The organism is Mycobacterium branderi, assembly GCF_010728725.1.
Classification (GTDB): domain Bacteria; phylum Actinomycetota; class Actinomycetes; order Mycobacteriales; family Mycobacteriaceae; genus Mycobacterium; species Mycobacterium branderi.
Genome location: NZ_AP022606.1, coordinates 4,373,926 through 4,398,330 on the forward strand (window position 1 = coordinate 4,373,926; position 24,405 = coordinate 4,398,330).

26 protein-coding genes are annotated in these 24,405 nt (G+C 66.9%); 7 read left to right on the plus strand and 19 right to left on the minus strand.

What is annotated here, in order from left to right; genetic code table 11:
• Positions 1 to 13 precede the first annotated feature (13 nt).
• From G6N47_RS21105 to G6N47_RS21115, 3 genes are read left to right on the plus strand one after another with little or no spacing between them, the layout of a single operon-like run.
• Positions 14 to 625: a TetR/AcrR family transcriptional regulator gene (locus tag G6N47_RS21105; RefSeq protein WP_083134594.1), complete on the plus strand. Its 612-nt coding sequence runs from the start codon at positions 14 to 16 to the stop codon at positions 623 to 625.
• Positions 626 to 650: 25 nt separating this feature from the next.
• Entirely contained in the window at positions 651 to 1,124 is a 474-nt protein-coding gene (locus G6N47_RS21110; RefSeq protein WP_083134593.1) for a nitroreductase family deazaflavin-dependent oxidoreductase, read from the plus strand.
• On the plus strand, positions 1,121 to 1,672 hold the full coding sequence (locus G6N47_RS21115) for a hypothetical protein (RefSeq protein ID WP_083134592.1): 552 nt from the start codon (positions 1,121 to 1,123) through the stop codon (positions 1,670 to 1,672). The genes G6N47_RS21110 and G6N47_RS21115 overlap by 4 nt, the downstream gene beginning before the upstream one ends.
• On the opposite strand, the gene G6N47_RS21120 is transcribed toward G6N47_RS21115, so the two are convergent.
• Genes G6N47_RS21120 through G6N47_RS21130 form a run of 3 tightly spaced genes read right to left on the minus strand, consistent with a single transcriptional unit; the run spans position 1,669 to position 3,621 of the window.
• Positions 1,669 to 2,019 carry a DoxX family protein gene (locus G6N47_RS21120; protein WP_083134591.1) on the minus strand — a complete coding sequence of 117 codons (351 nt, stop codon included), beginning with the start codon at positions 2,017 to 2,019 and terminating at the stop codon, positions 1,669 to 1,671. The two genes, G6N47_RS21115 and G6N47_RS21120, sit on opposite strands and share 4 nt — an antisense overlap.
• Positions 2,020 to 2,028: 9 nt before the next feature.
• Positions 2,029 to 3,171 carry an SPFH domain-containing protein gene (locus tag G6N47_RS21125; protein ID WP_083134610.1) on the minus strand — a complete coding sequence of 381 codons (1,143 nt, stop codon included), beginning with the start codon at positions 3,169 to 3,171 and terminating at the stop codon, positions 2,029 to 2,031.
• Positions 3,172 to 3,186: 15 nt separating this feature from the next.
• Complete coding sequence (locus tag G6N47_RS21130; RefSeq protein WP_083134590.1) at positions 3,187 to 3,621, minus strand: NfeD family protein; 435 nt, start codon at positions 3,619 to 3,621, stop codon at positions 3,187 to 3,189.
• Positions 3,622 to 3,679: 58 nt separating this feature from the next.
• On the opposite strand from G6N47_RS21130, the gene G6N47_RS21135 reads away from it, so the two are divergent.
• Positions 3,680 to 4,534 (plus strand): hypothetical protein, encoded by an 855-nt coding sequence (locus tag G6N47_RS21135; protein WP_083134609.1) that lies wholly within the window; start codon positions 3,680 to 3,682, stop codon positions 4,532 to 4,534.
• On the opposite strand, the gene G6N47_RS21140 is transcribed toward G6N47_RS21135, so the two are convergent.
• From G6N47_RS21140 to G6N47_RS21180, 9 genes are all read right to left on the minus strand, one after another.
• Positions 4,500 to 5,546 (minus strand): ferrochelatase, encoded by a 1,047-nt coding sequence (locus G6N47_RS21140; protein ID WP_083134589.1) that lies wholly within the window; start codon positions 5,544 to 5,546, stop codon positions 4,500 to 4,502. The two genes, G6N47_RS21135 and G6N47_RS21140, sit on opposite strands and share 35 nt — an antisense overlap.
• Positions 5,546 to 6,355, minus strand: a complete 810-nt coding sequence (gene inhA / locus G6N47_RS21145) for an NADH-dependent enoyl-ACP reductase InhA (RefSeq protein ID WP_083134588.1) — start codon at positions 6,353 to 6,355, stop codon at positions 5,546 to 5,548. Before inhA ends, G6N47_RS21140 begins: the two co-directional genes overlap by 1 nt.
• A gap of 16 nt (positions 6,356 to 6,371) precedes the next feature.
• A complete protein-coding gene (gene fabG1, locus G6N47_RS21150) occupies positions 6,372 to 7,124 on the minus strand; it encodes a 3-oxoacyl-ACP reductase FabG1 (protein WP_083134587.1) in 753 nt (250 codons plus the stop codon).
• Positions 7,125 to 7,211: 87 nt separating this feature from the next.
• The gene (locus G6N47_RS21155) at positions 7,212 to 8,219 is read right to left on the minus strand and encodes a VWA domain-containing protein (RefSeq protein ID WP_083134586.1); all 1,008 of its coding nucleotides are present in this window, start codon (positions 8,217 to 8,219) and stop codon (positions 7,212 to 7,214) included.
• Positions 8,216 to 9,169: a DUF58 domain-containing protein gene (locus tag G6N47_RS21160; RefSeq protein WP_139799747.1), complete on the minus strand. Its 954-nt coding sequence runs from the start codon at positions 9,167 to 9,169 to the stop codon at positions 8,216 to 8,218. The genes G6N47_RS21155 and G6N47_RS21160 overlap by 4 nt, the downstream gene beginning before the upstream one ends.
• Complete coding sequence (gene moxR1 / locus G6N47_RS21165; RefSeq protein ID WP_083134585.1) at positions 9,166 to 10,290, minus strand: chaperone MoxR1; 1,125 nt, start codon at positions 10,288 to 10,290, stop codon at positions 9,166 to 9,168. Before moxR1 ends, G6N47_RS21160 begins: the two co-directional genes overlap by 4 nt.
• Positions 10,291 to 10,392: 102 nt before the next feature.
• The gene (gene ripB / locus G6N47_RS21170) at positions 10,393 to 11,091 is read right to left on the minus strand and encodes an NlpC/P60 family peptidoglycan endopeptidase RipB (protein ID WP_083134584.1); all 699 of its coding nucleotides are present in this window, start codon (positions 11,089 to 11,091) and stop codon (positions 10,393 to 10,395) included.
• 14 nt (positions 11,092 to 11,105) lie between these two features.
• Positions 11,106 to 12,512 (minus strand): NlpC/P60 family peptidoglycan endopeptidase RipA, encoded by a 1,407-nt coding sequence (ripA, locus tag G6N47_RS21175; protein WP_083134583.1) that lies wholly within the window; start codon positions 12,510 to 12,512, stop codon positions 11,106 to 11,108.
• A 225-nt stretch (positions 12,513 to 12,737) separates the two neighbouring features.
• A complete protein-coding gene (locus tag G6N47_RS21180; RefSeq protein ID WP_372517553.1) occupies positions 12,738 to 13,319 on the minus strand; it encodes an Rv1476 family membrane protein in 582 nt (193 codons plus the stop codon).
• 176 nt (positions 13,320 to 13,495) lie between these two features.
• Here G6N47_RS21180 and G6N47_RS21185 point away from each other — a divergent pair, with 176 nt between their 5' ends.
• Both G6N47_RS21185 and G6N47_RS21190 read left to right on the plus strand, forming a co-directional pair.
• Positions 13,496 to 16,306 (plus strand): aconitate hydratase, encoded by a 2,811-nt coding sequence (locus tag G6N47_RS21185; protein ID WP_163659715.1) that lies wholly within the window; start codon positions 13,496 to 13,498, stop codon positions 16,304 to 16,306.
• A gap of 7 nt (positions 16,307 to 16,313) precedes the next feature.
• A complete protein-coding gene (locus G6N47_RS21190; protein ID WP_083134582.1) occupies positions 16,314 to 16,877 on the plus strand; it encodes a TetR/AcrR family transcriptional regulator in 564 nt (187 codons plus the stop codon).
• Positions 16,878 to 16,953: 76 nt separating this feature from the next.
• On the opposite strand, the gene G6N47_RS21195 is transcribed toward G6N47_RS21190, so the two are convergent.
• The 5 genes from G6N47_RS21195 to G6N47_RS21215 form a co-directional block, all read right to left on the minus strand.
• A complete protein-coding gene (locus G6N47_RS21195; RefSeq protein WP_083134581.1) occupies positions 16,954 to 17,148 on the minus strand; it encodes a helix-turn-helix domain-containing protein in 195 nt (64 codons plus the stop codon).
• Between the two features lie 91 nt (positions 17,149 to 17,239).
• Entirely contained in the window at positions 17,240 to 18,868 is a 1,629-nt protein-coding gene (locus tag G6N47_RS21200) for an ABC-F family ATP-binding cassette domain-containing protein (RefSeq protein ID WP_083134605.1), read from the minus strand.
• A gap of 18 nt (positions 18,869 to 18,886) precedes the next feature.
• Positions 18,887 to 19,696, minus strand: coding sequence for an enoyl-CoA hydratase (locus G6N47_RS21205; protein WP_083134580.1), 810 nt, complete (start codon positions 19,694 to 19,696; stop codon positions 18,887 to 18,889).
• A gap of 17 nt (positions 19,697 to 19,713) precedes the next feature.
• Positions 19,714 to 20,079, minus strand: a complete 366-nt coding sequence (gene trxA / locus G6N47_RS21210; protein ID WP_083134579.1) for a thioredoxin — start codon at positions 20,077 to 20,079, stop codon at positions 19,714 to 19,716.
• A gap of 41 nt (positions 20,080 to 20,120) precedes the next feature.
• The gene (locus G6N47_RS21215) at positions 20,121 to 20,933 is read right to left on the minus strand and encodes an MBL fold metallo-hydrolase (protein ID WP_083134578.1); all 813 of its coding nucleotides are present in this window, start codon (positions 20,931 to 20,933) and stop codon (positions 20,121 to 20,123) included.
• Positions 20,934 to 20,992: 59 nt separating this feature from the next.
• On the opposite strand from G6N47_RS21215, the gene G6N47_RS21220 reads away from it, so the two are divergent.
• Positions 20,993 to 21,745: a hypothetical protein gene (locus G6N47_RS21220; protein ID WP_139799745.1), complete on the plus strand. Its 753-nt coding sequence runs from the start codon at positions 20,993 to 20,995 to the stop codon at positions 21,743 to 21,745.
• Between the two features lie 22 nt (positions 21,746 to 21,767).
• Here the strand turns inward: G6N47_RS21220 and G6N47_RS21225 are convergent, their stop codons facing one another.
• Entirely contained in the window at positions 21,768 to 22,913 is a 1,146-nt protein-coding gene (locus G6N47_RS21225; RefSeq protein WP_083134577.1) for an acyl-CoA dehydrogenase family protein, read from the minus strand.
• Entirely contained in the window at positions 22,913 to 24,400 is a 1,488-nt protein-coding gene (locus tag G6N47_RS21230; protein WP_197945486.1) for a carotenoid oxygenase family protein, read from the minus strand. The genes G6N47_RS21225 and G6N47_RS21230 overlap by 1 nt, the downstream gene beginning before the upstream one ends.
• Positions 24,401 to 24,405: the final 5 nt, after the last annotated feature.

Here is a 24,405-nt window from a genome sequence, read left to right on the forward strand (position 1 = left end):
TACAATACTAAACGTGCATTCACCACTGCCGGATGACCGGACGGCGCGCGCCCGCATCCGCGACGAAGCACTGCGACTGTTCGCCGAACGCGGTCCCGACGCCGTCACGATGCGCGATATCGCGGCCGCCGCTCGAGTGTCACCGGCGTTGCTGATCCGGCACTACGGCTCCAAGGAGGGCTTGGTGGCGGCGGTGGACGATCACGTCGTCGCAAGCCTGGAGGCGGTGCTGGGCGAAATGGCCACGAGCACAGCCACTTCCGGATTGGACCCGGCATCGGTTCCCGGCATGCTCGACGGCCTGGCCAGGCACCTGCCGCCCGACTCGGCGATCCCGGCATACCTGAGCCGGATGCTGATCGGCGGCGGTGCGACCGGATCGGCGCTGTTCGAGCGGCTTCACCGCGTCAGCCGGGACACGCTCGACGCCATGGTCGCGGCCGACACCGCCAGCGCCGGCACAGATCCCGCTGTGCGCGCGGCCGTCTTGATGGTCAACGACCTGGCAGTGCTCACCCTGCGTCCGCGGCTGACCGAGCTGCTCGGCTTCGACCCGCTGTCGGCCGACGGCATTCAGCGCTGGGCCGCAGAGGTTTTCGCGATCTACCGCGACGGGCTCGCGTGATCCGCCACAACGAAACGGAGGCAACATGTCGATGGCAACCGGAGCCGCAGGATTGCTGCGATCGCGTCGGCTGGTACGCGCGCCCATCTGGATCTACAAGGCGCGCGCCGGGGCGGTGCTGGGGTCGCGGTTGCTGATGCTCGAACACATCGGCCGCAAATCCGGCGCCCGGCGCTACGTCGTGCTCGAGGTCCTCGATCACCCGGCGCCGGACCGCTACGTGGTGGCCGCCGGGTTCGGCGACAACGCGCAGTGGTTCCGCAATGTTCGGGCGAACCCGCGGGTGCGGGTCTACGCCGGAAGCCGCGCGCCCGCGGCGGCGACAGCGCGCGTGCTCACCCAGGATGAGGCCGATAAGACGCTCGCGGGCTACATCAACCGCCATCCCCGCGCGTGGGCCGGCTTCAAGGGCGTTCTCGAGAAAACGCTCGGACGTCCGATCACCGAGACCAATACACCGCTGCCGATGGTCGAGCTGCGGCTCGACTTCCCGTCATGACAAGCGTCGGCTTGGTGCGCACGTTCTTCGGACCGCCGCGCACCCGCAGCGAAAGCATCGTCGGCGTCGTGGTCGGCGCACTGCTCATCGCATTGCTGGCCGGCTATATCCGGCACGTGGGCGGCTGGCGCGGTTGGTCGGTGGCGCAGATCGTGGTCCTGGCCGTCATGGTTTTCGATCTGGTCGGCGGGATCATGACCACCTCGAGCGCGACCGCCAACCGGTGGTATCACCGCCCCGGTCTCGCCGCCCGGCGGTTCCGCGTCGCGTTCGTGATTGCCCACGCTCTGCTGTATCTGGCTCCCACCGCGCTACTTTTCGACACCGGCTGGGCATGGGCTGCCGTGAACGCCACGCTGCTGATAAGCATCGGCGCGGCAGTCGAATTCGCGCCCGCGGATCTCAAGCGGCTCGCTGCGCTGGGATTGACCCTGGCCGCAGTGCTGGTGAACCTGATCTGGCTGCCAGTGCAGCCCGCACTGGCCTGGATTCCGTTGTTCCTCTTCGTCAAGGTCCTGGCGTGTTTCCTGGTGCCGGCGCGCGACTAATCGGGGCCCTTCACCGTCAGCGCCGCGTATGTCACCAAAAACGACGCCGCCGGAACGGCATTCACTACTCGGTCCCGAACACGGATGTGCGCTCCGACGGCGAGAACGAAATACAGCGTCAGCATCGCGGTGGTAAGCCGGGCCAGCACGGGAAACCTGCTGACCGACAGCAAACCGATGACCGAGGCTGCCTTGGACACCGGAAGGATCCAGCGGATGTCCTGCGGAACACCCAGCGTGTCAAGGGATTTCGCGATGTACGGCACCGGAATCGCACACGCTACCGCATCACCGGCCTGGAAAGCGGCCAGCGCCGCATACGTTTTGGGAGAAGTCAGTGCGCTCATCACCACGCCTTATTGAGTCAGCTCGGAGGGCGCACCGAGCACTCCCTCGACCGGCTTGCGCGCGTCGGCTTCTGCCTTGGCCACCGCCTGCACGATCGCCGGGTCGGTTTCGGTGGAGAACCAATCCGCGACCTCGTCGCTGTCGTCCTCGGGCTTGGGCAGGTCTTCCTCGACCGGCGACGGCTGATACCGGAACACTCCGTCCTCGCCGGGCGCGCCCAGCAGTTTGGTGAAACCCTGTAGCGCCGAACCGAAGTCGCTGGGCACCACCCACACCTTGTTGGCTTCGCCCTGGGCCATCTTCGGCAGAACCTGCAGATACTGATAGGCCAGCAGCTCCGGAGTCGGCCGGCCCGCCTTGATGGCGGCGAACGTCTTCTCGATCGCCTTCGCCTGGCCCTGCGCCTGCAGATAGGCCGCCGCCCGTTCCCCTTGCGCACGCAGCATTCGCGACTGCCGGTCGGCCTCCGCAGCCAGAATCGCGGCTTGCTTGGCACCCTCGGCGGCAAGGATTTCGGCCTGCTTCTGACCTTCGGCCTGCTTGATCGCCGATTCCCGTTGGCCTTCCGCGGTCAGGATCATTGCCCGCTTCTCCCGGTCGGCCTTCATCTGCTTTTCCATCGATGCCTGGATCGACGGCGGCGGGTCGATGCTGCGCAACTCGACGCGAGCAACCCGCAGCCCCCAGCGACCTGTGGCCTCGTCCAGCACGCCGCGCAGCTGGCGGTTGATCACCTCGCGCGAAGTCAACGTCTGCTCCAGGGTCATGCCGCCGACCACGTTGCGCAGCGTGGTGGTCGTCAGCTGCTCGACACCGACGATGTAGTTGCTGATCTCGTAGACCGCGGCCTGCGGATTGGTGACCTGGAAGTAGACCACGGTGTCGATGTTGAGGGTCAGGTTGTCCTCGGTGATCACCGGCTGCGGCGGGAACGACACCACCCTTTCGCGCAGATCCACCCGGGCGCGGATGCGGTCGATGAACGGCACCAGGAGGGTCAGCTGCCCGCTGACCGTGCGGCTGTAGCGGCCCAGCCGTTCGATGACCGCGGCCTCGGCCTGCGGGATCAGCGCAATCGATTTGGCCACTACGATGGCGGCGAATATCACCAGGACGGCCAGGAAAACCAGACCGGCGGCGGCACCTTGCATCATGAACTCCTCTATTTAGACGTTCTTCCACACCACCGCGGTGGCACCGTCGATGTGCACGACGGTCACCAGCTCGCCGGGTTCGTACACGTCGACGTCGTTGAGCGGGCGGGCGGTCCAGATTTGGCCGTCCAACTTGACCTGACCCTCGTCGCGTGCGACCCGGTCGAGGACCAGCGCGTTCTTGCCTTCCAGCGCTTCCACGCCGGTCCGCGCACCCACCGCCGGCGTGAGCCGTCGCCGCAGCGCAGGCCGGACCAGCACCAAGAGCAGCACCGAGACCACGAGGAAAACCGCGCCGTCGGCCCAGATCGGCAAATTCAGCAGCCAGCTGCTGCCCGCCGCGGCAAGGGCGCCGCCCCCCAGCATCAGCAAGAACATATCGCCGGTCAGTGCCTCCGCACCGGCAAGACCCAGCGCGACGATCAGCCAGATCAGGGCGGCAGGCATGTCGCCAGAATATCGCGTGATCCGCCTCGATCGCGCCGAACAACTACACTGCGAGTTCATGTGGTGCCCCAGCGCAACGCTCTCGGTATGGGCCAACGCATGGCTGGCCGGCCAGGCAGCCCCCGACGACGTTCTCGACGCGTTAACCTGTTGGGCCCCAACGCAATCCGTCACTGCGTACGACGCGGTGGCGGCGGGTCACACCGGTCTGCCGTGGCCTGATGTCGACGACGCTGGTGTGGTGTCGCTGCTGCAGACTCTGCGCACCGCGGCAGGCAGGACGGGGATCCCGGCGCCCTCGGTGAGCCTGGTGTTGCCGGTGCCCGGCGACGTCCGCGGGCTGGCGGCGGGCACCCGGTTCGAGCAGGAGGCCCTGGCGGCGGGCGAGGCGGTGCTGGTCTTCGATCCCCACGATTCCGCCGTCGCCGTCGGACTGGTCCCCGAGTTCAGATACGACGACCACGACGACACGGCGGAACCGGAATTGACCGCGTTGTCGTGGACGGTTTACTCGCTGCCGGATGTGACCGCAGTCGACGAGCATCAGCTCGGTGAAGCCGAATACGAACTGCGGTCGGCGGTACGGTCGGCCGCAGAAATACTCAGCGCGGTCGGGCTCGGCTTGTCCGGCGCCGACGTCGACGATCCGCGCGGCCTCGTCGAGCAGCTGCTCGAATCCATGCGCCACCACCGGATTCCCGACCATGCGCCCAACCGCGCCGTGCGGGTGCTGGAAACCGCCGCACACGTCGACGCGATCATTACGGTCGGCGCAGGGCTGACACCCATTGCTACACAGTCGTCGTCGCAGACGCAGATCGCCAATGATGCGCTGCGGCCATTGGCCGCGGTGGTGCGCTCGGCCCGGATGGCCGCTGTCAGCGCGATTCTGCGGTCGGCCTGGCGGGGCTGAGCCCCGCAGGCGAAGACCATTCGGCCACGCAGTGCGGCGGCCCGCACGGCGCGCCGTTGACGCTGGCCCCACAGCCCGGCACCGGGTCCGGCCCGACCACCCGAGCGGGCTCGCGGCCCTCGCGCAGCTCGTCGATCAAATCGACTGCCAGCCGGGCGAATCGGCGGTCGGCGTTGGGCGTAGCGGCCCGCGCGAACGCGATCCCCGCCTTGTCGGCCTGTGAGCGCAGCTCGTGGTCGAGATCCCACACCACCTCGATGTGGTCGGCGACAAAGCCGATCGGACACACGATCACCGCACCGGTGAGCGTCGAAAGATGGTCGGCGACATCGGGTTCCAGCCACGGGATCTGCGGGGGTCCCGACCGTGACTGCCACACCAGGTCGTAATCCCGGTATCCGGCGGCCGTTGCCACCAGCCTTGCGGCGTATGCGACTTGGCTGCTGTACAGCCGGGGACCGCAGCGCTGATCGGCTGCCACCGGGATGGAGTGCGCGGTGAACACCAAACGGGCGCCCGCCGGCACCGTTTTTGCGGCGGCGGCGACGGCGTCGGCAAACATCTCGACGAACAGCGGATGATCGAAGTAGGGCCGCAGTTTCACCAATTCCGGTGCATCCTCGCCGGCATGGCGACGGGCCCGGGCGATGTCCTCGACGTATTGGGTACAGCTGGAATAGCCACTCCACGCCGATGTGCTGAACACCGCCGCACGCCGAATTCCGTTGTCGCGCATGGTCGCGACGACGTCTTCGACATACGGTTGCCAGTTCCGGTTACCGAAATACACCGGCAGGCTGCCGCCGAGTTCGGCGTGCAGTTCGGTGACCAGTGCGCGGTTGATGCCGTTGATCGGCGACACCCCGCCGAAGTGCAGGTAGTGCTCGGCGACCTCGTCGAGGCGTTCCGGCGGGACGCCCCGGCCGCGGGTCACGTTCTCCAGAAAGGGCCGCACCTGCTCGGGGCCTTCGGGCCCGCCGAAGGACAGCAGCAGGACCGCGTCGAAGTCCATCAGAGCAACTGGTTGTGCGCCCCGCCGTCGGCGAAGATGATGTCGCCGGTGGTGGCCGGCAGCCAGTCGGACAGCACCGCGCACACCGTCTTGGCGACCGGGGTGGCGTCCTTCATGTCCCAGCCGATCGGCGCCCGCTGGTCCCAGCCCTGCTCGAGCAGCTCCATCTGCTTGCCGGCTTCTTCACCGAGCGCGCCGCCGACGATCGCGCTCATCGCCAGCGTCCGAATCGGCCCGGCGGCAACAAGGTTGGAGCGCACACCGTACGGGCCGGCTTCGCGTGCCACGAACCGGTTCACCGACTCCAGCGCGCTCTTGGCCACCGTCATCCAGTTGTAGGCCGGCATCGCGCGGGTGGGGTCGAAATCCATCCCGACGATCGCGCCGCCGCGATTCATGATCGGCAACAACGCCTTGGCCAGCGACGCGTACGAATACGCCGAAATGTGAATACCTTTGGAGACATCCTCATACGGCGCCTCGAAGAACGGATTGATGCCCATCCCGCTGGGCGGCATGTAACCGATCGAATGCACCACGCCGTCAAGCTGATTGCCCTCGCCGATCACCTCGAGCACCCGCTCGGCCAGCGTGTCGAGGTGCTTCTCGTTTTGCACGTCCAGCTCGACCAGCGGCGGCTTTTCGGGCAGCCGGTCGAGGATCCGCTCGATCAGCCGCAGCCGGTCGAACCCGGTGCAGACCAGCTGCGCGCCCTGCTCCTGGGCGACCCGGGCGATGTGGAACGCGATCGACGCATCGGTGATGATCCCGGTGACCAGGATGCGTTTGCCTTCGAGAAGTCCTGCCATGTCCGTCCTTTGTGTCCTAGTGACCCATGCCCATGCCGCCGTCGACCGGGATCACCGCGCCTGAGATGTACGAGGCGTCCTCAGAGGCGAGAAAGCTGACCACGCCGGCAACCTCGGCGGCGGTGCCAACCCGCTTCGCCGGGATGAATTCCAGTGCCCCCGCCTGAATCCGCTCGTCCAGCGCGCGGGTCATATCGGTGTCGATGTAGCCCGGGGCCACCACATTCGCGGTCACGTTGGCCTTCGACAGCTCGCGAGCAATCGAGCGGGCCATACCGATCAGACCGGCCTTGGAGGCCGCGTAATTGGCCTGGTTGCCGATGCCCCACGTGCCGGAGACCGAACCGATGAAGATCATTCGGCCGAACCGCTTTCGCTGCATGCTGCGCGACGCCCGCTGGGCCACCCGGAACGCCCCGGTGAGGTTGGCGTCGATGACCTTCTGGAACTTCTCTTCGGTCATCCGCATGAGGAATGCATCCGCGGCCAGGCCGGCGTTGGACACCAGCACCTCGACCGGGCCCTGGTGTTCCTCGACCTCCTTGTAGGCGCGATCGACGGCGTCGTTGTCGGTGACGTCACACTCGACGCCGAACAATCCCTCGGGCGCCCCGGATCCGCGATGCGTGACAGCCACCTTGTGGCCGTCGGCAGCCAAACGCCGCGCGATCGCGAGCCCGATCCCGCGATTTCCTCCCGTGACCAGCACCGATCGCGATACGAAGGGCGGCTTGCCTGCGTGAGTGGTTTCTGTGGCTGTCTCAGTCACCCCGACAACCTATCGCATCGCCGAGTGGCCACTTATGACACGTCTTTTCGACGGAAGCGTGCATTAAGTGGCCACTCGGCGACCACACTAAGTAGGTAATCTGCGGTTGATCAGCACCGCGGCCAGAGCGGCCAACGCCAGGATCAGCGAACCGAGCCGCAGCCAGCCGACGCTGGCGTCACCGCGGATGGTCTCGTACCCGATCTGCTGCTGCAACGACGCGTAGACCTCTTTGAGCTGCTGCAGATTCGACGCGTTGTAGTGGTTGCCGCCGGAGAGTTCGGCGACCTTCTTCATCGTGGTGTCGTCGACGGGCACCGGTTGGCGCTGGCCGTTGATGTCGACGAACCCGTACGGGGTGCCGAACGAAATGGTCGAGATCGGCACGCCCTGGTCCTTGGCGGTGCGTGCGGCGGTGAACGCCCCCTTGGGATTGTCCGGGTTGGTCGGCACCGTCTCCTTGCCGTCGGAGAACAACACGATGCGCGCCGGCGGCGGGGTGTCGCCGCCGCCGATCACCGCGCCGACGGTGGCGATGGCCTGCAATGCGGTGAAGATGCCTTCGCCGGTGGCGGTTCGGTCGGCGAACTGCAGCTTGTCCAGCGCGGCCTTGGTGGCCTCCCGGTTGGTGGTCGGCTGCACAAGCACCGTCGCGGTGCCCGCGTAAGCGATCAGGCCCAAGTTGATGCCGGGCGTCAGCTCGCCGGCGAACTCCTTGGCAGCCACCTGTGCGGCCACCATCCGGTTGGGTTCAACGTCCGTCGCGCGCATCGACTGCGACACGTCGATCACCAGCATCACCACCGCGCGGTTGCGCGGGATCCGCACATCGTGCGTCGGCCCGGCCATCGCGATGGTCAGCAGTACCAACGACAGTGTCAACAGAATCGCCGCGAGATGCCGCCACCGGGTGGGCTGTTTGGGCGCAACGCTTTCCAGCAGTTCCATGTTGGCGAACCGCAGCATCCGCCGCTGCCGGGCCACCTGCGCGATGATGTAGAGCGCGACGATGCCGAGAACGACCAGGAAGAACAGAAACCACCACGCGTGAGCGAACCCGGTGAGCGTCATCGGGCCGAGCAACGGCAAATTCATTGGCGCCCCGCCAATGCGCCGCGTCGACGAGATTCCACGAAGCGGACGATGTCGCCGATCCAGTCGCGGTCGGTGCGCAACGACATCAGCGGCGCCCCGCAGCTGCGGAAGGTGCGCTTGACGTCTGCGCGATGGGCGGCCGCCGCTTTGCCGAAGTCGTCACGCAGCTGTTCGTCGATGGTGAACTCGCGGGTGACACCGGATTCGGCGTCCTGCAGGATGACGTCGCCCACGTCCGGCAGCTCGACATCGCGGGGGTCGAGCACCTCGATGCCCAGCACTTCGTGGCGGGCGGCGATCGCGCGCAGCGGCCGCTGCCAGTTGATCGGGCCGAGGAAATCGCTGATGATCACCGCCATCCCGCGACGGCGCTCGGGGCGGCGCAGCGCGTCGATCGATGCCGCCAGATCGCCGCGCACCCCGACCGGCGCCTTGGGCGCGGTGGCGATGGCGCGCAACAAGGTCTGCTCATGCTGGCGTCCGGACCGGGCTGGTACCCGGATCCGTTGTGCCCCATTGTCGATCAGCGCGCCGAGCCGGTTGCCGCCGCCGCTGTTGAGAAATGTGATCGCGGCCGCGGCGGCCACCGCCAGGTCGCGTTTTTCGCAGACGCTGGTGCCGAAGTCCAGGCTGGCCGACATGTCGACCACCAACCAGGTCTCGAGCTCCCGGTCGGCGATCATCTGCCGCACATGCGGGTGGGTGGTGCGCGCGGTGACTGCCCAGTCCATCCGGCGCACGTCGTCACCGGGCACATACTCGCGCGACTCCCCCGGCTCCGAGCCCGGACCCGGGATCAGGCCCAGGTGATCGCCGTGCAGGAGGCCGTCGAGCTTGCGTTTGATGGTGAGTTCGAGGGTGCGCAGCGCCGCCGACAGCTTCGGGTCGCCGATCTCCCCGCGCTGCATCGACGGCGGATGTACCACCGCCGGCGTTTTGGACTCCGTCACCGACCGCTAGCCGCGGCCGTGGCGCCTTGCATCACCGGTGGCACCGAATGTCCTTGCTGCGGAACGGCATTCACTTGCGGCATGGCGACCGTCTGCAGGACCCGGTTGATCACGATCTCCGGCGAGATCTCGTCGGCCAGCGCGTCGTAGGTGAGCACCAGCCGGTGCCGCAGCACGTCGGGAATGACCTCGATGACGTCCTGCGGAATCACGTAGTCGCGGCCACGCACCAGCGCCAGCGACCGAGCGGCGGCGATGATGCCCAGCGACGCACGCGGGGATGCGCCGAACGCGATCCAGCTCTTGACGTCGTTCATCCCGAGCTGCTCGGGGTGGCGGGTGGCGGTGACGACGCGAACCACGTAGTCGACCAGCGCGTGATGCACGAAGTTGTTGGCCGCGATTTCCTGCAGCCGCAGCAGGTCAGAAGTGTTGAGGATCTGCTTGGGCTCCGGCGGACGCACACCCATCCGGTAGATGATCTCGCGCTCTTCCTCGGGAGAGGGGTAGCCCACGTTGATCTTGAACAGGAAGCGGTCGCGCTGCGCCTCCGGCAGCGGGTAGACGCCCTCGTGCTCGATCGGGTTCTGGGTTGCCATCACCAGGAACGGGCTGGGCAGCGGGAAGGTCTTGCCGCCGATAGAAACGTGGCGTTCCTGCATGACCTCCAGCAGCGCCGACTGCACCTTGGCCGGCGCGCGGTTGATCTCGTCGGCCAGCAGGAAGTTGACCACCACCGGGCCCAGCTCGGTGTCGAACTCCTCCTTGCCCTGCCGGTAGATGCGCGTACCGATGATGTCTGTGGGCACCAGGTCGGGCGTGAACTGGATGCGAGCGAACGTCCCGCCGACCACCCGGGCGAACGTCTCCACGGCCAGGGTCTTGGCCACACCCGGCACGCCCTCGAGCAGTACGTGGCCCTTGGACAGCAGGCCGACCAGCATCCGCTCGACGAGCTGATCCTGGCCGACGATGATGCGCTTGACCTCGAAGATCGCCCGTTCCAGGGTGTGTACCTCGGCGGCCAGTCCGTTGCCACCGTCCGCCGACGACGCATGCGCCGGCGTCGTCGGCGGCCCGCTCGGGCCGGAGTACCCGCTGGCGCCACCTGCTGATGTCATCGATACAACCCTTCCACAGCTCTCCACACGGGGCAGCGGCGTGCCCTCGTCCAACTATTCCAGGCCGCCCGGATTCCGTCGACGCGGGCGGCGCCCGGCGAGTCAGTACTCGATGATCCGGGTGACAAACGGCGTCATGCCGGGCGTGCGCACCGGGCTGACCGTGACCTTGCCGGCGATGCTGGACGCCTCCAGCATCTGACCGTTGCCCAGATACATGGTGACGTGCTGGCCGCCGCCCGGGCCGTAGAAGATCAGGTCGCCGCGTTTGGCCTGCGACGGCGGGACGTGCCGGCCGGCGTTGTACTGGTCGCCGGAAAACCGCGGGATCAGTACGCCGACGCCGGCGAAGGCGTAGCGCATCAGGCCCGAACAGTCGAAGCCGACGGTGTCGGCGCCCGAGTCCACACCCTTGCTGGGCCCGTTGGGGGTGCCGCCACCCCACGAATACGGCACCCCCATCTGCGACGACGCCCGGCGGATCACATATTCGACGGCCTGGCGGCCATAGACCCGCGGAATCCGGCCCGGGGTGGTGTTGGTGTTGTTGCCACCCAGGTTGATCCCGAGCCCGCCGAGGAACTGCCGCCCCAGATCCATCGTGGTCTGGGTGGCCTGGGCGGTGGCGTTCAGCGAGGCATTGGCGATGGCGACCGGATCCCCCGGGGCGCCGGCGCTGATCACCGGCGGTAGCGTCGGGTCCCAGGCGCCGTCCTCGGCAACGGCCGGGCAGGCCAGGCCGAGCACCAGCCCGATCACCGCCAACGTCATCCCGATCAGACGCGAAATCGTCTGGCGCATAGGTCCTTTCACGGTCAGTACTCGATGTAGCGGACCACGTAGGGCGTCATGCCACTGGTGCGAACCGGCGCGACCCTGACCTTCAAACCGACATCCGGCGCCTCGAGCATCTGGCCGTCGCCGAGGTAGATCGTGACGTGCTGGCTGCCGCCCGGCCCGTAGAAGATGACGTCACCCCGGCGCATCTGCGACGACGGGATCTTGCGGCCGAGGTTGTACTGCGAACCTGAGTAGTGCGGCAGTTTGATGCCCACGCCGGCGAACGAATACAGCACCAGCCCCGAGCAGTCGAAACCGACGGTGTCCGACCCGGAGCCGATTCCGCGACTCGGCCCCGCCGCGTTACCCCCGCCCCAGGAGTACGGCACGCCCAACTGCGACAACCCGCGGCGAATCACATATTCGGAGGCCTGCCGTCCGTAGACGCGCGGGATCCGGCCGTTGGTGATGCCGGTGTCGTCGGGCTTGAGGATGCCCATCTGTTGGAGGAATTTCTTCCCCATGTTGGCGGTGACCTGCGATGAGGTCGCCGAAATGCCCAGGATCGTGTTGATGACGGCGATCGGGTCGCCGGGGACGTTGGCGCTGGGCACCATCGGCAGGGTCGGGTCCCACTCGCCGTCCCACTGCCCGGGGTTGTGAGCGCGCGGCGCTCCCGGGGCGCCGCCGGGATCCCACCGGTCTCCAGGGGAAGACGCCGCCCGCGGGCCGGTGCCGGTTCCGCCCCCCGGCGCCGACCAACTGCGGGCGGCGTCAAGCCTGGCCCGGGCCGCGTCGCGCTCGGCGCCCAGGCGGTTGACTTCTTGCTGCTGTTCGGCGAACGTGCGATGCGCGTTGGTCAGCGCCGCCACCGCCGCGTCCTGGCTGGCCCGCGCCTCCGCGGCAGCCTTGTCGGCTTTCTGCTTGGCCAACCGCGCCGCAGACTCCTTGTTCACCTGCTCGGTGCGGGCCCGCTGCAGGTTCTCCATCACTCGCTGGGAGCTGGCGGATAGGGTCCTGCCCGCGGTGGCGGTGGCAATGATGTCGTCCGGGCCGGCGGCGGTCAGATAACTGTCAGAGGGGCCGTTGATGTAGGTCGCCGCCGCGAACCTGTCGAAGCGCTGCTGCGCCGCAGCGATTGCCGCGTTGGCGTCCTTGACGCCCTGCTGGCTGACTTCGACGTCATGTTGGGCGGCGGCGACGTTGTCGCGCGCCGTTTCCACGTCGACCAGCGCCTTGTTGACGCTTTCCTGTTCGGTCTTGATTGCGGCGCTGAGGTCCTGCAGACGCTGGTTGGCCTTTGCGACGTCGGCGATCAGCCCGCCCAGCGTGTCCGGCCCCGCGCCCGGATCCGCCGTCGCGAGCCCCGGCGTGCACAACACCATGAGCACACAGAGGCTTGCGGCCAAGCGAGAAAGCGAGCCGCGGCGGAAGCGTCTCATTAGTCTCCTATGGCTCAACGCGGGACGGTCGGCGTCGGCCCCAGTGGCACTGGAAGCGCGATCAGAGCGGAAGCATCAATTGCACCGTAAGTCACAGGAGTCTCTATTGAAACTTTAGTAACAAATTACAGGTCTGTAATTGAAATGATTGTGACCCAATGGTGACCTGGGCAGTTTGCTACCAGGGGAATATGCAGCGCGATAGCCGCGCCGGCTTGTAGCGAGCTAGCTGCTCTGTTCGACGTCCTCAGCCGACGTCTCAGCGTCTTCGGCCGCGGTTGCTGAGCGCCTGGCCCGCAGTTGCAGGATCCGGGTGCCGACGGCAGCCGCCGCCACCACGATCAACAGCACGATGGTGAAGGCTGTCCAGGGAAACTGCGGGGTGTTGAGCTGGTGCAGGAAATTCTGCGCCGAGACCACGGGGTTGCCGGTCTTGGCGTTGTCCTCGCCGATCTCCAGCGTGGAGCGGGGGAAATGCGTGCTGTACGAGCCGACGTGCGAGGGGCTGAGCACCAGAACCGTGGCGTCGGGATGGTCGGACCCCACCACAGTGGCGACGTCGCGCAGCGGCGGGTCGTTGGGCGGGTTCTGGTCGAGCACGACGATCTTGAGGTCGATGCCGTCAGCGCGAGCCTGGTTGACCACCTGCCGCAGTCCCGGGGCGACGTCCGGCGGCGCGCTGACTCCTTCGAAGTCGACCTGCGCCCGGACCAACGCCAGACACTGATCGGGAGGGGTCGACGGGTCGAGGCCGACGGTGCCGCAGATCTCGCCCGGGATGTAGGACGGCGCTTGCGGGGTAGTCACGGATCAAGACCGTACCGCCTCTCCTGATCGCCTGACAGCACGGTGGCAACAGGACAAGACTGAGGCGCGTGGGCGGGCGCCAGAATGCAGGACAAGCGTACTGTTAAAGTGGCAACCGGCCGCCGGCACAGCCCGTCGGCGGGTCGCCGCCAAAGAACTACATCTCGGGAGTTGATGTGAGCAACAAGGATTCGGTGAATTCGTTCCAAGCCCGCAACACCTTGAAGGTCGGCGACAACAGTTATCAGATCTATCGCCTCGACGCAGTGCCCGGCACCGAGAAACTCCCCTACAGTCTCAAGGTCCTCGCCGAGAACCTGCTGCGCAACGAGGACGGCAGCAACATCACCAAGGACCACATCGGCGCCATCGCCAACTGGGATCCCAAGGCGGAGCCCAGCATCGAAATCCAGTACACCCCCGCCCGGGTGGTGATGCAGGACTTCACCGGTGTGCCGTGCATCGTCGACCTGGCCACCATGCGCGAGGCCGTCGCCGAGCTGGGCGGCAATCCCGAGAAGGTCAACCCGCTGGCCCCCGCCGATCTGGTGATCGACCACTCGGTGATCGCGGACCTGTTCGGCCGCGCCGACGCCTTCGAGCGCAACGTCGAGATCGAGTACCAGCGCAACGGCGAGCGCTACCAGTTCCTGCGGTGGGGGCAGGGCGCCTTCTCCGACTTCAAGGTGGTGCCGCCGGGAACCGGGATCGTGCACCAGGTCAACATCGAATACCTGGCCAGCGTGGTGATGGAACGCGACGGCGTGGCGTACCCGGACACCTGTGTGGGCACCGACTCGCACACCACGATGGTCAACGGCCTGGGCGTATTGGGTTGGGGCGTGGGCGGTATCGAGGCCGAGGCCGCAATGCTCGGGCAGCCGGTGTCGATGCTGATCCCGCGGGTGGTCGGTTTCAAGCTGACCGGTGAGATCCAGCCGGGTGTGACGGCCACCGACGTCGTTTTGACTGTCACCGAGATGCTGCGCAAGCACGGCGTCGTCGGCAAATTCGTCGAGTTCTACGGCGAGGGCGTGGCCGAGGTGCCACTGGCCAACCGCGCGACGCTGGGCAACATGAGTCCCGAATTCGGTTCTACCGCAGCTATTTTCCCGATCGACCAGGAGACCATCGATTACCTGCGGTTCACCGGTCGCAGCGACAAGCAGCTTGCTCTGGTCGAGGCCTACGCCAAGGAACAGGGCCTGTGGCACGACCCGGCGCACGAGCCGGCGTTCTCCGAGTACCTCGAGCTGAACCTGTCCGATGTGGTGCCCTCGATCGCCGGACCGAAGCGCCCGCAGGACCGCATCGCGCTCTCCGATGCGAAATCGGCGTTCCGCCAGACACTTCCGACCTACGTCGGCGACGACCCGCAGAAGACGGAGTACTCCAAGCTCGACGAGGTAGTCGACGAGACGTTCCCGGCCAGCGACCCGGGGCAGGTGTCGAACGGTCACGCTGACGACCATGTGCATTCCGCCGCCGCACACGCGAAGGGTCGCACCAGCAACCCGGTGACGGTCAAGTCCAAGGAACTCGGTGAGTTCGTGCTCGACCACGGCGCGGTGGTGATCGCGGCGGTCACGTCGTGCACCAACACCTCCAACCCCGAGGTGATGCTGGGCGCGGCGCTGCTGGCGCGCAACGCCGTCGAAAAGGGGCTGACCTCCAAGCCGTGGGTGAAGACCACGATGGCGCCCGGCTCGCAGGTGGTGCACGACTACTACGAAAAGGCCGGGCTGTGGCCGTATCTGGAGAAGCTCGGCTTCTACCTGGTCGGCTACGGCTGCACCACGTGCATCGGCAACTCGGGCCCGTTGCCCGAGGAGATCTCGAAAGTGATCAACGACAACGACCTTTCGGTCGCCGCCGTGCTGTCGGGCAACCGCAACTTCGAGGGCCGGATCAACCCGGACGTGAAGATGAACTACCTGGCATCGCCGCCGCTGGTGGTCGCCTACGCGCTGGCCGGCACCATGGACTTCGACTTCGACTCGCAGCCGTTGGGTACAGACAAAGACGGCAACGACGTGTTCCTGCGTGACATCTGGCCATCGCAGAAGGACGTGTCCGACACCATCGCGTCGGCGATCAACCAAGAGATGTTCACCAAGAACTACGCCGACGTGTTCAAGGGCGACGAGCGGTGGCGCAACCTGCCGACCCCGAGCGGCAACACCTTTGAGTGGGCCCCGGATTCGACCTATGTGCGCAAGCCGCCGTATTTCGAGGGGATGTCGGCCGAGCCGCAGCCGGTCAGCGACATCACCGGCGCGCGGGTGCTCGCCCTGCTCGGCGACTCGGTGACCACCGACCACATCTCGCCGGCCGGCAGCATCAAGCCGGGCACCCCGGCGGCGCAGTACCTCGACGAGCACGGCGTGGCGCGCAAGGACTACAACTCCTACGGCTCACGCCGCGGCAACCACGAGGTGATGATCCGCGGCACGTTCGCCAACATCCGGCTGCGCAATTTGTTGCTCGACGACGTGGCCGGGGGATACACCCGCGACTTCACCCAGGATGGCGGCCCGCAGGCGTTCATCTACGACGCCGCGCAAAACTATGCGGCGCAAAACATTCCGCTGGTGGTGCTGGGCGGCAAGGAATACGGCTCGGGCTCGTCGCGGGACTGGGCGGCCAAGGGCACGATGCTGCTGGGCGTGCGGGCGGTGATCGCCGAGTCGTTCGAGCGTATCCACCGCTCCAACCTGATCGGCATGGGCGTGATCCCGCTGCAGTTCCCCGAGGGCAAGTCGGTCGAGTCGCTGGGGCTCGACGGCACCGAGGTGTTCGACATCACCGGGATCGAGGCGCTCAACGACGGCAAGACGCCGAAGACCGTTCATGTCAAGGCGTCCAAAGACGGGAGTAAGCCGGTCGAGTTCGACGCAGTGGTGCGCATCGACACACCGGGCGAGGCGGACTACTACCGCAACGGCGGCATCCTGCAGTACGTGCTGCGCAACATGCTGAAGTCCTAGGGCGCGTGTGCCGAAGGTCAGCCAGGACCATCTGGCGGCCCGGCGCCGTCAAATCCTCGACGGCGCCCGCCGCTGCTTCGCCGAGTACGGCTATGACAAGGCGACGGTGCGGCGGCTCGAAAAGGCAATCGGGTTGTCACGCGGCGCGATCTTTCACCACTTTCGCGACAAGGACACGCTGTTCTTCGAGCTGGCCCGCGAGGATGCCGAGCGGATGGCGGCTGTCGCGTCGCGGGAGGGCCTGATCCAGGTGATGCGCGACTTGCTCGCCGCACCAGACCAATTCGATTGGCTCGTCACACGTTTGGAGATCGCCCGCAAGCTGCGCAACGATCCCGCGTTCAGCCGCGGGTGGACCGAGCGCTCGGCGGAGCTGGCGGCGGCGACGACGGATCGGCTACGCCGGCAGAAGCAGGCGGGGCGGCTGCGCGACGATGTGCCGAGTGACGTGCTGCAGTGCTACCTGGACCTGGTGCTGGACGGGCTGGTGGCCCGGCTGGCGTCCGGCGAAGACCCGCAACGCCTTACCGCCGTCTTGGATCTCGTCGAAGGTTCTGTGCGGCAGGGTTAGCCCTCGCCGACTGTGAATTTCACGACGCGACACGCCGGTGCCGCGTCGGCAGATTCACACTCGGCGGGGCAGCGGCTTACCGCGCGGTGCGGGTTCGGTGGTTGGGCCCGCCCCGGCTGCGCATCGACGTTCCCGATTCGCGAAGCATGCTGTGAATCGACCCGTACGATCTGCCGGTGGACGCCACCAGGTTACGGATGCTGGCTCCGCCCTCGTACGCATGGCGCAACTCGGCCAACAACTGTTCGCGCGGTTTCTTCGATTTCCTCATCGGCGCCTCCCCGCTTCACTAGGAACCGAACCCCTCCCGGCTAAGCGTAGGAAGCGACCGTCGGCGTCGGAGGAATTTCGCGAAATCGCTGTCAGGCCAACTCGATGAGATCCCGATACTCGTCGGACCAATGGTCTTCGGTGCCGTCCGGCAGCAGCACGACGCGTTGCGGGTCGAGCGCCTCGGCCGCTCCGGGATCATGCGTCACCAGTACCACCGCGCCGGTATAACTGCGCAGCGCGTCGAGCACTTGTTCGCGAGAAGCGGGGTCGAGATTGTTGGTGGGTTCGTCGAGCAGCAAGACATTCGCCGTCGACGCCACCAGACCGGCCAGCGCCAGCCGCGTCTTTTCGCCACCGGACAGCGTGCCGGCGAACTGGTCGAGTTGCGGGCCGCTGAACATGAATGCGCCGAGCAGCCCGCGCAAGTCCTGCTCACCGGAATCGGGTGCGGCGTGGCGGATGTTCTGCCACACCGTCGCGGCATCGTCGAGGGTGTCGTGTTCTTGTGCGAAATAGCCAAGTTTCACACCATGTCCGGGTACCAGCGCTCCGGCGTCGGGCTGTTCCACGCCGGCCAGCAGCCGCAGCAGCGTCGTCTTGCCCGCGCCGTTGAGTCCCAGCACCACCACCCGCGAGCCGCGGTCGATGGCCAAATCGACGCCGGTGAACACCTCCAGTGACCCGTAGGTCTTGGTCAATCCTTTGGCCACCAGCGGTGTGCGTCCGCACGCCGCGGGCGTCGGGAATTTGATCCGGGCCACCTTGTCGGCCACCCGTTCTTCCTCCAGGGCAGCCATCATCCGGTCGGCGCGGCGCAGCATGTTCTGCGCCGCAACGGCTTTGGTGGCCTTGGCGCCCAGCTTGGCAGCCTGGGTACGCAACGCGGCGGCCTTGCGCTCGGCGTTGGCACGTTCCCGCCGGCGGCGCTGCTCGTCGGTGGCGCGAGCATCGAGATACTTTTGCCAACCCATGTTGTAGACGTCGACCTCACCGCGCACGGCGTCGAGGAACCACACCCGGTTGACGACATCGGCCAGCAGATCGACGTTGTGGCTGATGACCACCAGCCCGCCGGCGTGGCCGCGCAGGAAATCCCGCAGCCAGCCCAGCGAATCGGCGTCGAGATGGTTGGTGGGCTCGTCGAGCAGCAGCGTGGTCGCCGAGCCGGCGCCGGTGTCGGACGCCGCGAACAGGATGCGCGCCAGCTCCACCCGGCGTCGCTGGCCGCCCGACAACGTGCGCAGCGGCTGGGTCAAGACCCGTTCGGGCAAACCGAGACTCGCGCAGATCCGGCCTGCTTCGCTTTCGGCGCCGTAGCCGCCGAGTGCGGCGAATCGCTCCTCGAGCTGGCCGTAGCGGCGCACCGCACGGTCACGCGCGTCGTCGTCGGCGACCTCGGCCATCAGCGCCTGCTGCTTTTCCAAATCGGTGAGCAACGTGTCCAACCCCCGCGCGGACAGCACCCGGTCGCGGGCCAGCACGTCGAGGTCGCCCTCTTTGGGATCCTGCGGCAGATAACCGATCTCGCCGGTGCGAGTCACCGACCCGGCATAGGGCTCGGCTTCGCCGGCCAGGATGCGCAGTGTCGTCGTCTTGCCGGCGCCGTTGCGGCCGACCAGCCCGATGCGATCGCCGGGCTGGATCCGCAGTGCCGCGCCGTCGACGGAGAGCAGCGTGCGCGCGCCAGCGCGGACCTCGAGGTCCGTTGCCGTGATCACGGTCACTCTCCTTGTGGGTTACTTGTCGTCGGTGAACACCGGCGGGCGTTTCTCTGCGCGCGCGGCGACCGCTTCCTCGAAGTTGGCGGTGAGCAGACGAACAAAGAGCTGTCCCAGGCCTTCGGCCTGCATGTGCCCTTCCAGGCTAGCGGCGTCCAGTCCAGTCCATAGTGTGCGTTTGGTCAACTCGATTCCAGGCCGGGAGAACGCGGCGATCCGCTCGGCCATCGCGTAACACGTGTCCAGCAGTTGGTCGTCTTGAACTTGGCGCGAAACCAAGCCGATCCGTTCGGCTTCCTCGGCGTCGACGTCGCGGCCGGTGAGCATGAGCTCGAAGGCCCGCGACGAACCGATGGCCCGCGGCAGCAGGTAGCTCAGCCCGAGTTCGCTGGCCGTCAACCCGTTGTTGATGCCTGCCGCGCGAAAGTAGGCGCCGGATGCGGCGATCCGGATGTCACAGGCCAGCGCCAGGCACAGCCCGCCGCCGATCGCGGCGCCGTTGACGGCGGCGATCACCGGTTGATGCAGCCGGCGCAGCGCCAGGATGACGTCGTCGAGAATCTCCATCGAGCGCAGCGCGTAAGTCGGCCGGGTCAGCCCCGCGACGTGCGGCACCTCCCCCGCCGACTTGTGGTCGGCGCCCGACGAGAAACCCCGGCCCGCGCCGGTCAGCACGACGACCCGCACCGAGTTGTCGTAGGTGATCTTTTCCAGCGCCGCCTTGAGCGGGACCATGACGTCGAATGCCATGGAGTTCATCCGCTCGGGCCGGTTGAGGGTGATCAGCGCGACAGATGGCCGCGGATGTTCAACGAGGACATAATTCACCCGTCGAAGGTAACGGGTCAGGACTGACCGTCGACCTCCTGCGCGGCGATCGCGGCGTCGATGTCGAAGTCCTTCACCTTTTGCACCAGTTCTTCCAGCGCGGCCGGCGGCAGCGCGCCAGGCTGGTTGAACACCAGCTTGCCCTTCTTGAACGCCATCAATGTGGGGATGGACCGGATGTCGGCAGCCGCGGCGAGCTGCTGCTCGGCCTCGGTGTCGACCTTGGCGAAGACGACGTCGGGGTGTTTGTCCGACGACGCCGCGAACGTCGGCGCAAACGCCCGGCACGGGCCGCACCAGGACGCCCAGAAGTCGACGAGAACGATGTCGTTGCCGTTGATGGTGTCGTTGAACTCTTCTGCAGTGAGGTCTCGAGTAGTCACCCTTTGCCCAACGTCGCGAGCCGCTTTGGTGTTCCGGGGGGTCAGGTCAGGTAGTCGTAGTCGCCGCGGACCCACGCGGCGTGCCGCGCCGCCGATCGCCGGACCGCGGCCTGGCCGTCGCTGTCGATCGCATTGGTGAACAGACCGTAGATGCGGTCGAACCGCAGCTCGGCCAGCGTGTCGGCCATCCGCAGCACCACCGCCGCCGACAGCGGCAGCCGGTTGGGGTAGCTGCGCAGGAAGCCGACCGTGCGCCGGTCAGGGTTGGGGAAGACGGTGTCGCCGACCAGCAGCACGCCGCGGCCGTCGGCGCCGTCGCTCCAGCAGGCGACCGCACTGCCGGGGAAATGACCGCCGACGCGGACCACCGACAGCGACGGCGTCAGCTCCAGCGTGTCCGACCAGTGCCGGATCACCGGATCGGGGCGCATCACCCACTCGGCGTCGGCGGCGTTGACGTACACCGGCACACCGCCGAGCCGGTGACTCCACTCCACTTGCGCGCCGTACATGTGCGGATGGCTGGCGACGATCCCGACGACCGGGCCGTGTTCTGTCACGGCGGCGATTGCGGCGTCGTCGACAAAACCCGACGGATCCCACAACACGTTGCCGCCCTTGGTGCACACCAGCTTTCCCACTTGGCCGATACCCAATGCCGGCGAGCTGCCGATACCCACCAAGCCGTCCTCGATCACGGTGACCTCGGAACGCATCCCCTCGGCGGCAAGCTCCTCCAGCGTCGCCCACTGCTGACCTTCGCGGGGCACCCACTGCCGCTCGTCGGCGCAGATCGCGCAGAGCTCCGATGCGGTCGCATGCTCCACACCGCAGGTCCGGCACAGCCAGAACATGGCACTACTCTATTCACGCGGATTCGACCCTCACAGCGGCTTCATAGCCGATTGCCAGCATGACGGGGTCCACTGGTGCAGTGGGGTTCACCGCCGTGCCCAAACATCGACTCACCCTCGCGCTTGTCGCGGTGGCCGGTGCCACGACTCTGGCCGTCGCCGCATGCGGCGGCTCCGAGAACGGAACCGCAGCCAAATCCAGCACCTCGTCGAGCGCGACGGCAAGCGCGACACCTTCGGCGTCCAAGCCCCCGCCTCCCATCGGTCACGATCACGTCGAAGGCATGGTTAAAGCGGTGTCTGGCGACACGATCGAGCTCACGCAGCGTGATCGGACCGCGGCGAGAGTCGACTTCACACCGACGACGACGATCACCGAGCTGGGTCCTGCGCAGCTGGCCGACGTCACCCCGGGCAGCTGTGTCGACGTCGAGCCCACTGCACAGGCCGCGCAGTCAGTGACCATCAGCCCATCGGAAGGCGGTAACTGCCCACCACCACCGCCCGGCGAGCCGGCCACCGGTATGTCCGGGACGGTCAAAACGGTTACGGGCAACACCATCGGCGTCGACAGCACCGACGCCGCGGGCAAGACCACGCACACCGACGTCAACGTCACCGACTCGACCACCTACCAAAAGCATGCGGTCACCGATGCGCAAGCGATCCAGAACGGTAAGTGTCTAGCAGCGCAAGGCACTAGGGACGGCGGCGTGTTGCACGCGGACAGCATCGACCTCGAACCGTGCCCGGCGATGGGTGGGCCCCACCACCACTTCCACATCCCCCGCCTGCCGCACCATCACCACTAGCGATTGACCGTCCGTTTCGCGGTCAATACGACTTCGGCAACCCGAGGCTGTGCTGGGCGATGTGGTTGAGGATCATCTCGCGGGTGATCGGCACGGTCTTGAACAGGCGGACGAACTCGTACATGTTGGACAACGCGACCTCGCGGGTGAACCCGCTGCCGCCGTGCACCTCGATGGCCGCGTCGACGCAGCGGATCGCCGCGTCGGCGGCCAGGAATTTGGCCATGTTGCTGGCCTCCCCAGCGTCGGTTCCGGCGTCGTAGCTCTCGGCGGCGTGCCGGGTCATCAGCCGGGCCGACTCCAGCGCAATCTTGGCTTCGGCCAACGGATGTGCCACGCCCTGATGCGCGCCGATCGGCACCTGCCACACCCGCCGCTCGCGGGCGTAGGTGACCGCCTTGTCCAGCGCGTAGCGGCTGACGCCGTTGCAGATCGCCGCGATGATCACCCGTTCGGGGTTCATGCCGTCGAACGCGACGCGCAGCCCGTTGCCTTCGCCGCCGACGAGCCGGTCCGCCGGGACCGCCACGTTGTCGAAGAACACCGTGAACGACTTGTCGGTGATCTCGAAAGTCATTGGGATGCGGTGCATGTCGATGCCGGGCGTATCGCGGTCGACCAGGAACAGCGACAGCTGCGCACGACCACGCGCATCGGTGCCGGTGCGGGTGACGACCAGCAGGGCGTCGGCCTGGTCGGCGGCGGTGATGAAGGTCTTCTGTCCGCTGATGTAGTACTTGTCGCCGTCGCGGCGCGCGGTGGTGGCGAGCTGATGCGAGTTGGAGCCCGCGTCGGGTTCGGTGATTGCGAACGCGATCTTCAGCGTTCCGGCGGCCATCGGCGCCAGCCACGCTCGCTTCTGCTCGTCGGTGGCGTGCCGCGCCAGGAGACTGCCGACGATGCCCGGCGAGATCATCAGCATGATCTGCGGACAGCCCGCGGCGGCAGCTTCCTCGGCGACCATGTTCATGGCGGACAGCCCCATTCCGCCGCCGCCGTATTCTTCGGGCAGGTTCACGCCGACGAATCCGCCGGCGGCCAGCGCGTCCCACAGCTCGGTGGGATGCTGCAGAGTCTCGCTGCAGTGGGTGAAGTAGTCGTTGCCGAAGCCGGCGACGATGCCGTGCACCGACGCGCGTAACTCGGCTTCTTCGAAGGCGTTGAGCATCAACGGAAGTCCATCCAGTGTCCGTGTGGGGTGAAGCCCAGCAAAAACGGGATCTCGATGCGGCACACGGGTCCGGCGGTGATGTCGTCGGTGTCGAAAATGACGTATTCGCCGAGGTTTTCGGTCCACCGCGACACCGGCACCATCAAATAGCCGTCGCCTTCCGGCGCGTCGGGTGTACGGGGCACAAAAGTAGGCTCCATCACGACCGCCGGGCGGTCGTGGCGCAGCCGGTACTCCTGCTCGTCGCCGGTGTGCAAGTCGCGCACCACCAGGCTGTGCATGCGCATGCCGTTGCCCTTGGCGTCGCCGCCGATCAGGTAACCCCAGCGGTGCCCGCGCCCGTAGAAGCGTTCGTCGACCTTGGGCAGCTCGCAGGGGCGGTCGTCGAGCAGCTCGGATTTCACGCTGCCGGTGGACAAGTCCACCGTCCAGCGGCCGAGCGTGCTGCGCGCCAGGTTGAAGAACAACGCGACGTCCTTGCCCTCGAAGCGGTCGATGTCGAGCGGAAACGGCGGCCGCTCGAAGATCGGTGCGTCCAGGGTCAGCGTGTTCTCGGTGACGTCCGCGGCCAGCGTGTGCATCATGTACTGCGGCTCGATTTCCGCTATGATCCAGTGGATTTCGCCGTACTCGACGTCGTCGCGGGGCACCAGCGCCAGGATGGTCGGCAGTTCCGGGTTCCACCCGTGGACCGGCAGACCACGCTCGATCCGGTCTGGGTCGAAGACGAATCCCTGGAACGGCAACACCATCCACTGCGGGGTGAGCCACATGTCGTGGACCTCCGAGGAATACGGCGCATCCCACAGTTCGCGTGAGGCGACCGCGCCGTCAGGGTGCACCACGTGCACGGTGACATACGGTTTGCGGTTGCTGTAGGCCCAGCCATACAAGGTGCCGTTGTCCCACTTCGGGTGTGCGGTGAACGCCGCATCGCCATAGCCGGCCGGGTCGAAGATGCCGCGGGACAACTGCGGCGACCACGGCACGATCCCCCGGGTTTCCAGCGAGATCGGGTCCAGCGCGACGGGCGGGCTGCCCTGCTCGCCCGACGCGAGGATTTCGCCGCCGAACGGAAAGCAGTTGATGTTGTTGGTGCCCTGAGGAATTCCGCGCGTATACTCGTTGGACACCGCCGCACCGAAGCCGATGTTGCGCCAGTCGGTCCACTCCCCGTCAGTCCAGCAGAACATTCCGCGCCCGTGCCGGTCTTCCAGCAGGTACTTGGGTGTGCGGATCCAGCGGTTGCGGAAGTCGGCGCGCCCGCCCTCGAACGTCAGGCCCTGCACCATGCCGTCCATTGCCAGCAGGCCATTGCCGCCCTGTTTGGTCGGCCGTTTGAACGTCGGGCCCACGCGGTAGAAGCCGCCGCACAATTCGGAGGGGATCTCGCCGAAGGTCACCACACAGTCTTCGACGGTCGCCTCGAACCGCATCGGCCGAAACGCGCCGCGCAACACCGCGACATCGGGCACCATGACCATGGCGA

Bases quoted from the DNA above. Each gene is read 5' to 3' on its own strand.
- G6N47_RS21220 (WP_139799745.1), top strand. From the start codon at position 20,993: ATGACGGGGTCCACTGGTGCAGTGGGGTTCACCGCCGTGCCCAAACAT.
- G6N47_RS21130 (WP_083134590.1), bottom strand. From the start codon at position 3,621: ATGCCTGCCGCCCTGATCTGGCTGATCGTCGCGCTGGGTCTTGCCGGT.
- G6N47_RS21225 (WP_083134577.1), bottom strand. From the start codon at position 22,913: ATGCTCAACGCCTTCGAAGAAGCCGAGTTACGCGCGTCGGTGCACGGC.
- G6N47_RS21140 (WP_083134589.1), bottom strand. From the start codon at position 5,546: ATGGACTTCGACGCGGTCCTGCTGCTGTCCTTCGGCGGGCCCGAAGGC.
- moxR1 (WP_083134585.1), bottom strand. From the start codon at position 10,290: ATGACATCAGCAGGTGGCGCCAGCGGGTACTCCGGCCCGAGCGGGCCG.
- G6N47_RS21110 (WP_083134593.1), top strand. From the start codon at position 651: ATGTCGATGGCAACCGGAGCCGCAGGATTGCTGCGATCGCGTCGGCTG.
- G6N47_RS21115 (WP_083134592.1), top strand. From the start codon at position 1,121: ATGACAAGCGTCGGCTTGGTGCGCACGTTCTTCGGACCGCCGCGCACC.
- G6N47_RS21120 (WP_083134591.1), bottom strand. From the start codon at position 2,019: ATGAGCGCACTGACTTCTCCCAAAACGTATGCGGCGCTGGCCGCTTTC.
- ripB (WP_083134584.1), bottom strand. From the start codon at position 11,091: ATGCGCCAGACGATTTCGCGTCTGATCGGGATGACGTTGGCGGTGATC.
- G6N47_RS21195 (WP_083134581.1), bottom strand. From the start codon at position 17,148: ATGAGGAAATCGAAGAAACCGCGCGAACAGTTGTTGGCCGAGTTGCGC.
- G6N47_RS21125 (WP_083134610.1), bottom strand. From the start codon at position 3,171: ATGCAAGGTGCCGCCGCCGGTCTGGTTTTCCTGGCCGTCCTGGTGATA.
- G6N47_RS21215 (WP_083134578.1), bottom strand. From the start codon at position 20,933: ATGTTCTGGCTGTGCCGGACCTGCGGTGTGGAGCATGCGACCGCATCG.
- G6N47_RS21135 (WP_083134609.1), top strand. From the start codon at position 3,680: ATGTGGTGCCCCAGCGCAACGCTCTCGGTATGGGCCAACGCATGGCTG.
- ripA (WP_083134583.1), bottom strand. From the start codon at position 12,512: ATGAGACGCTTCCGCCGCGGCTCGCTTTCTCGCTTGGCCGCAAGCCTC.
- G6N47_RS21230 (WP_197945486.1), bottom strand. From the start codon at position 24,400: ATGGTCATGGTGCCCGATGTCGCGGTGTTGCGCGGCGCGTTTCGGCCG.
- G6N47_RS21155 (WP_083134586.1), bottom strand. From the start codon at position 8,219: ATGAATTTGCCGTTGCTCGGCCCGATGACGCTCACCGGGTTCGCTCAC.
- inhA (WP_083134588.1), bottom strand. From the start codon at position 6,355: ATGGCAGGACTTCTCGAAGGCAAACGCATCCTGGTCACCGGGATCATC.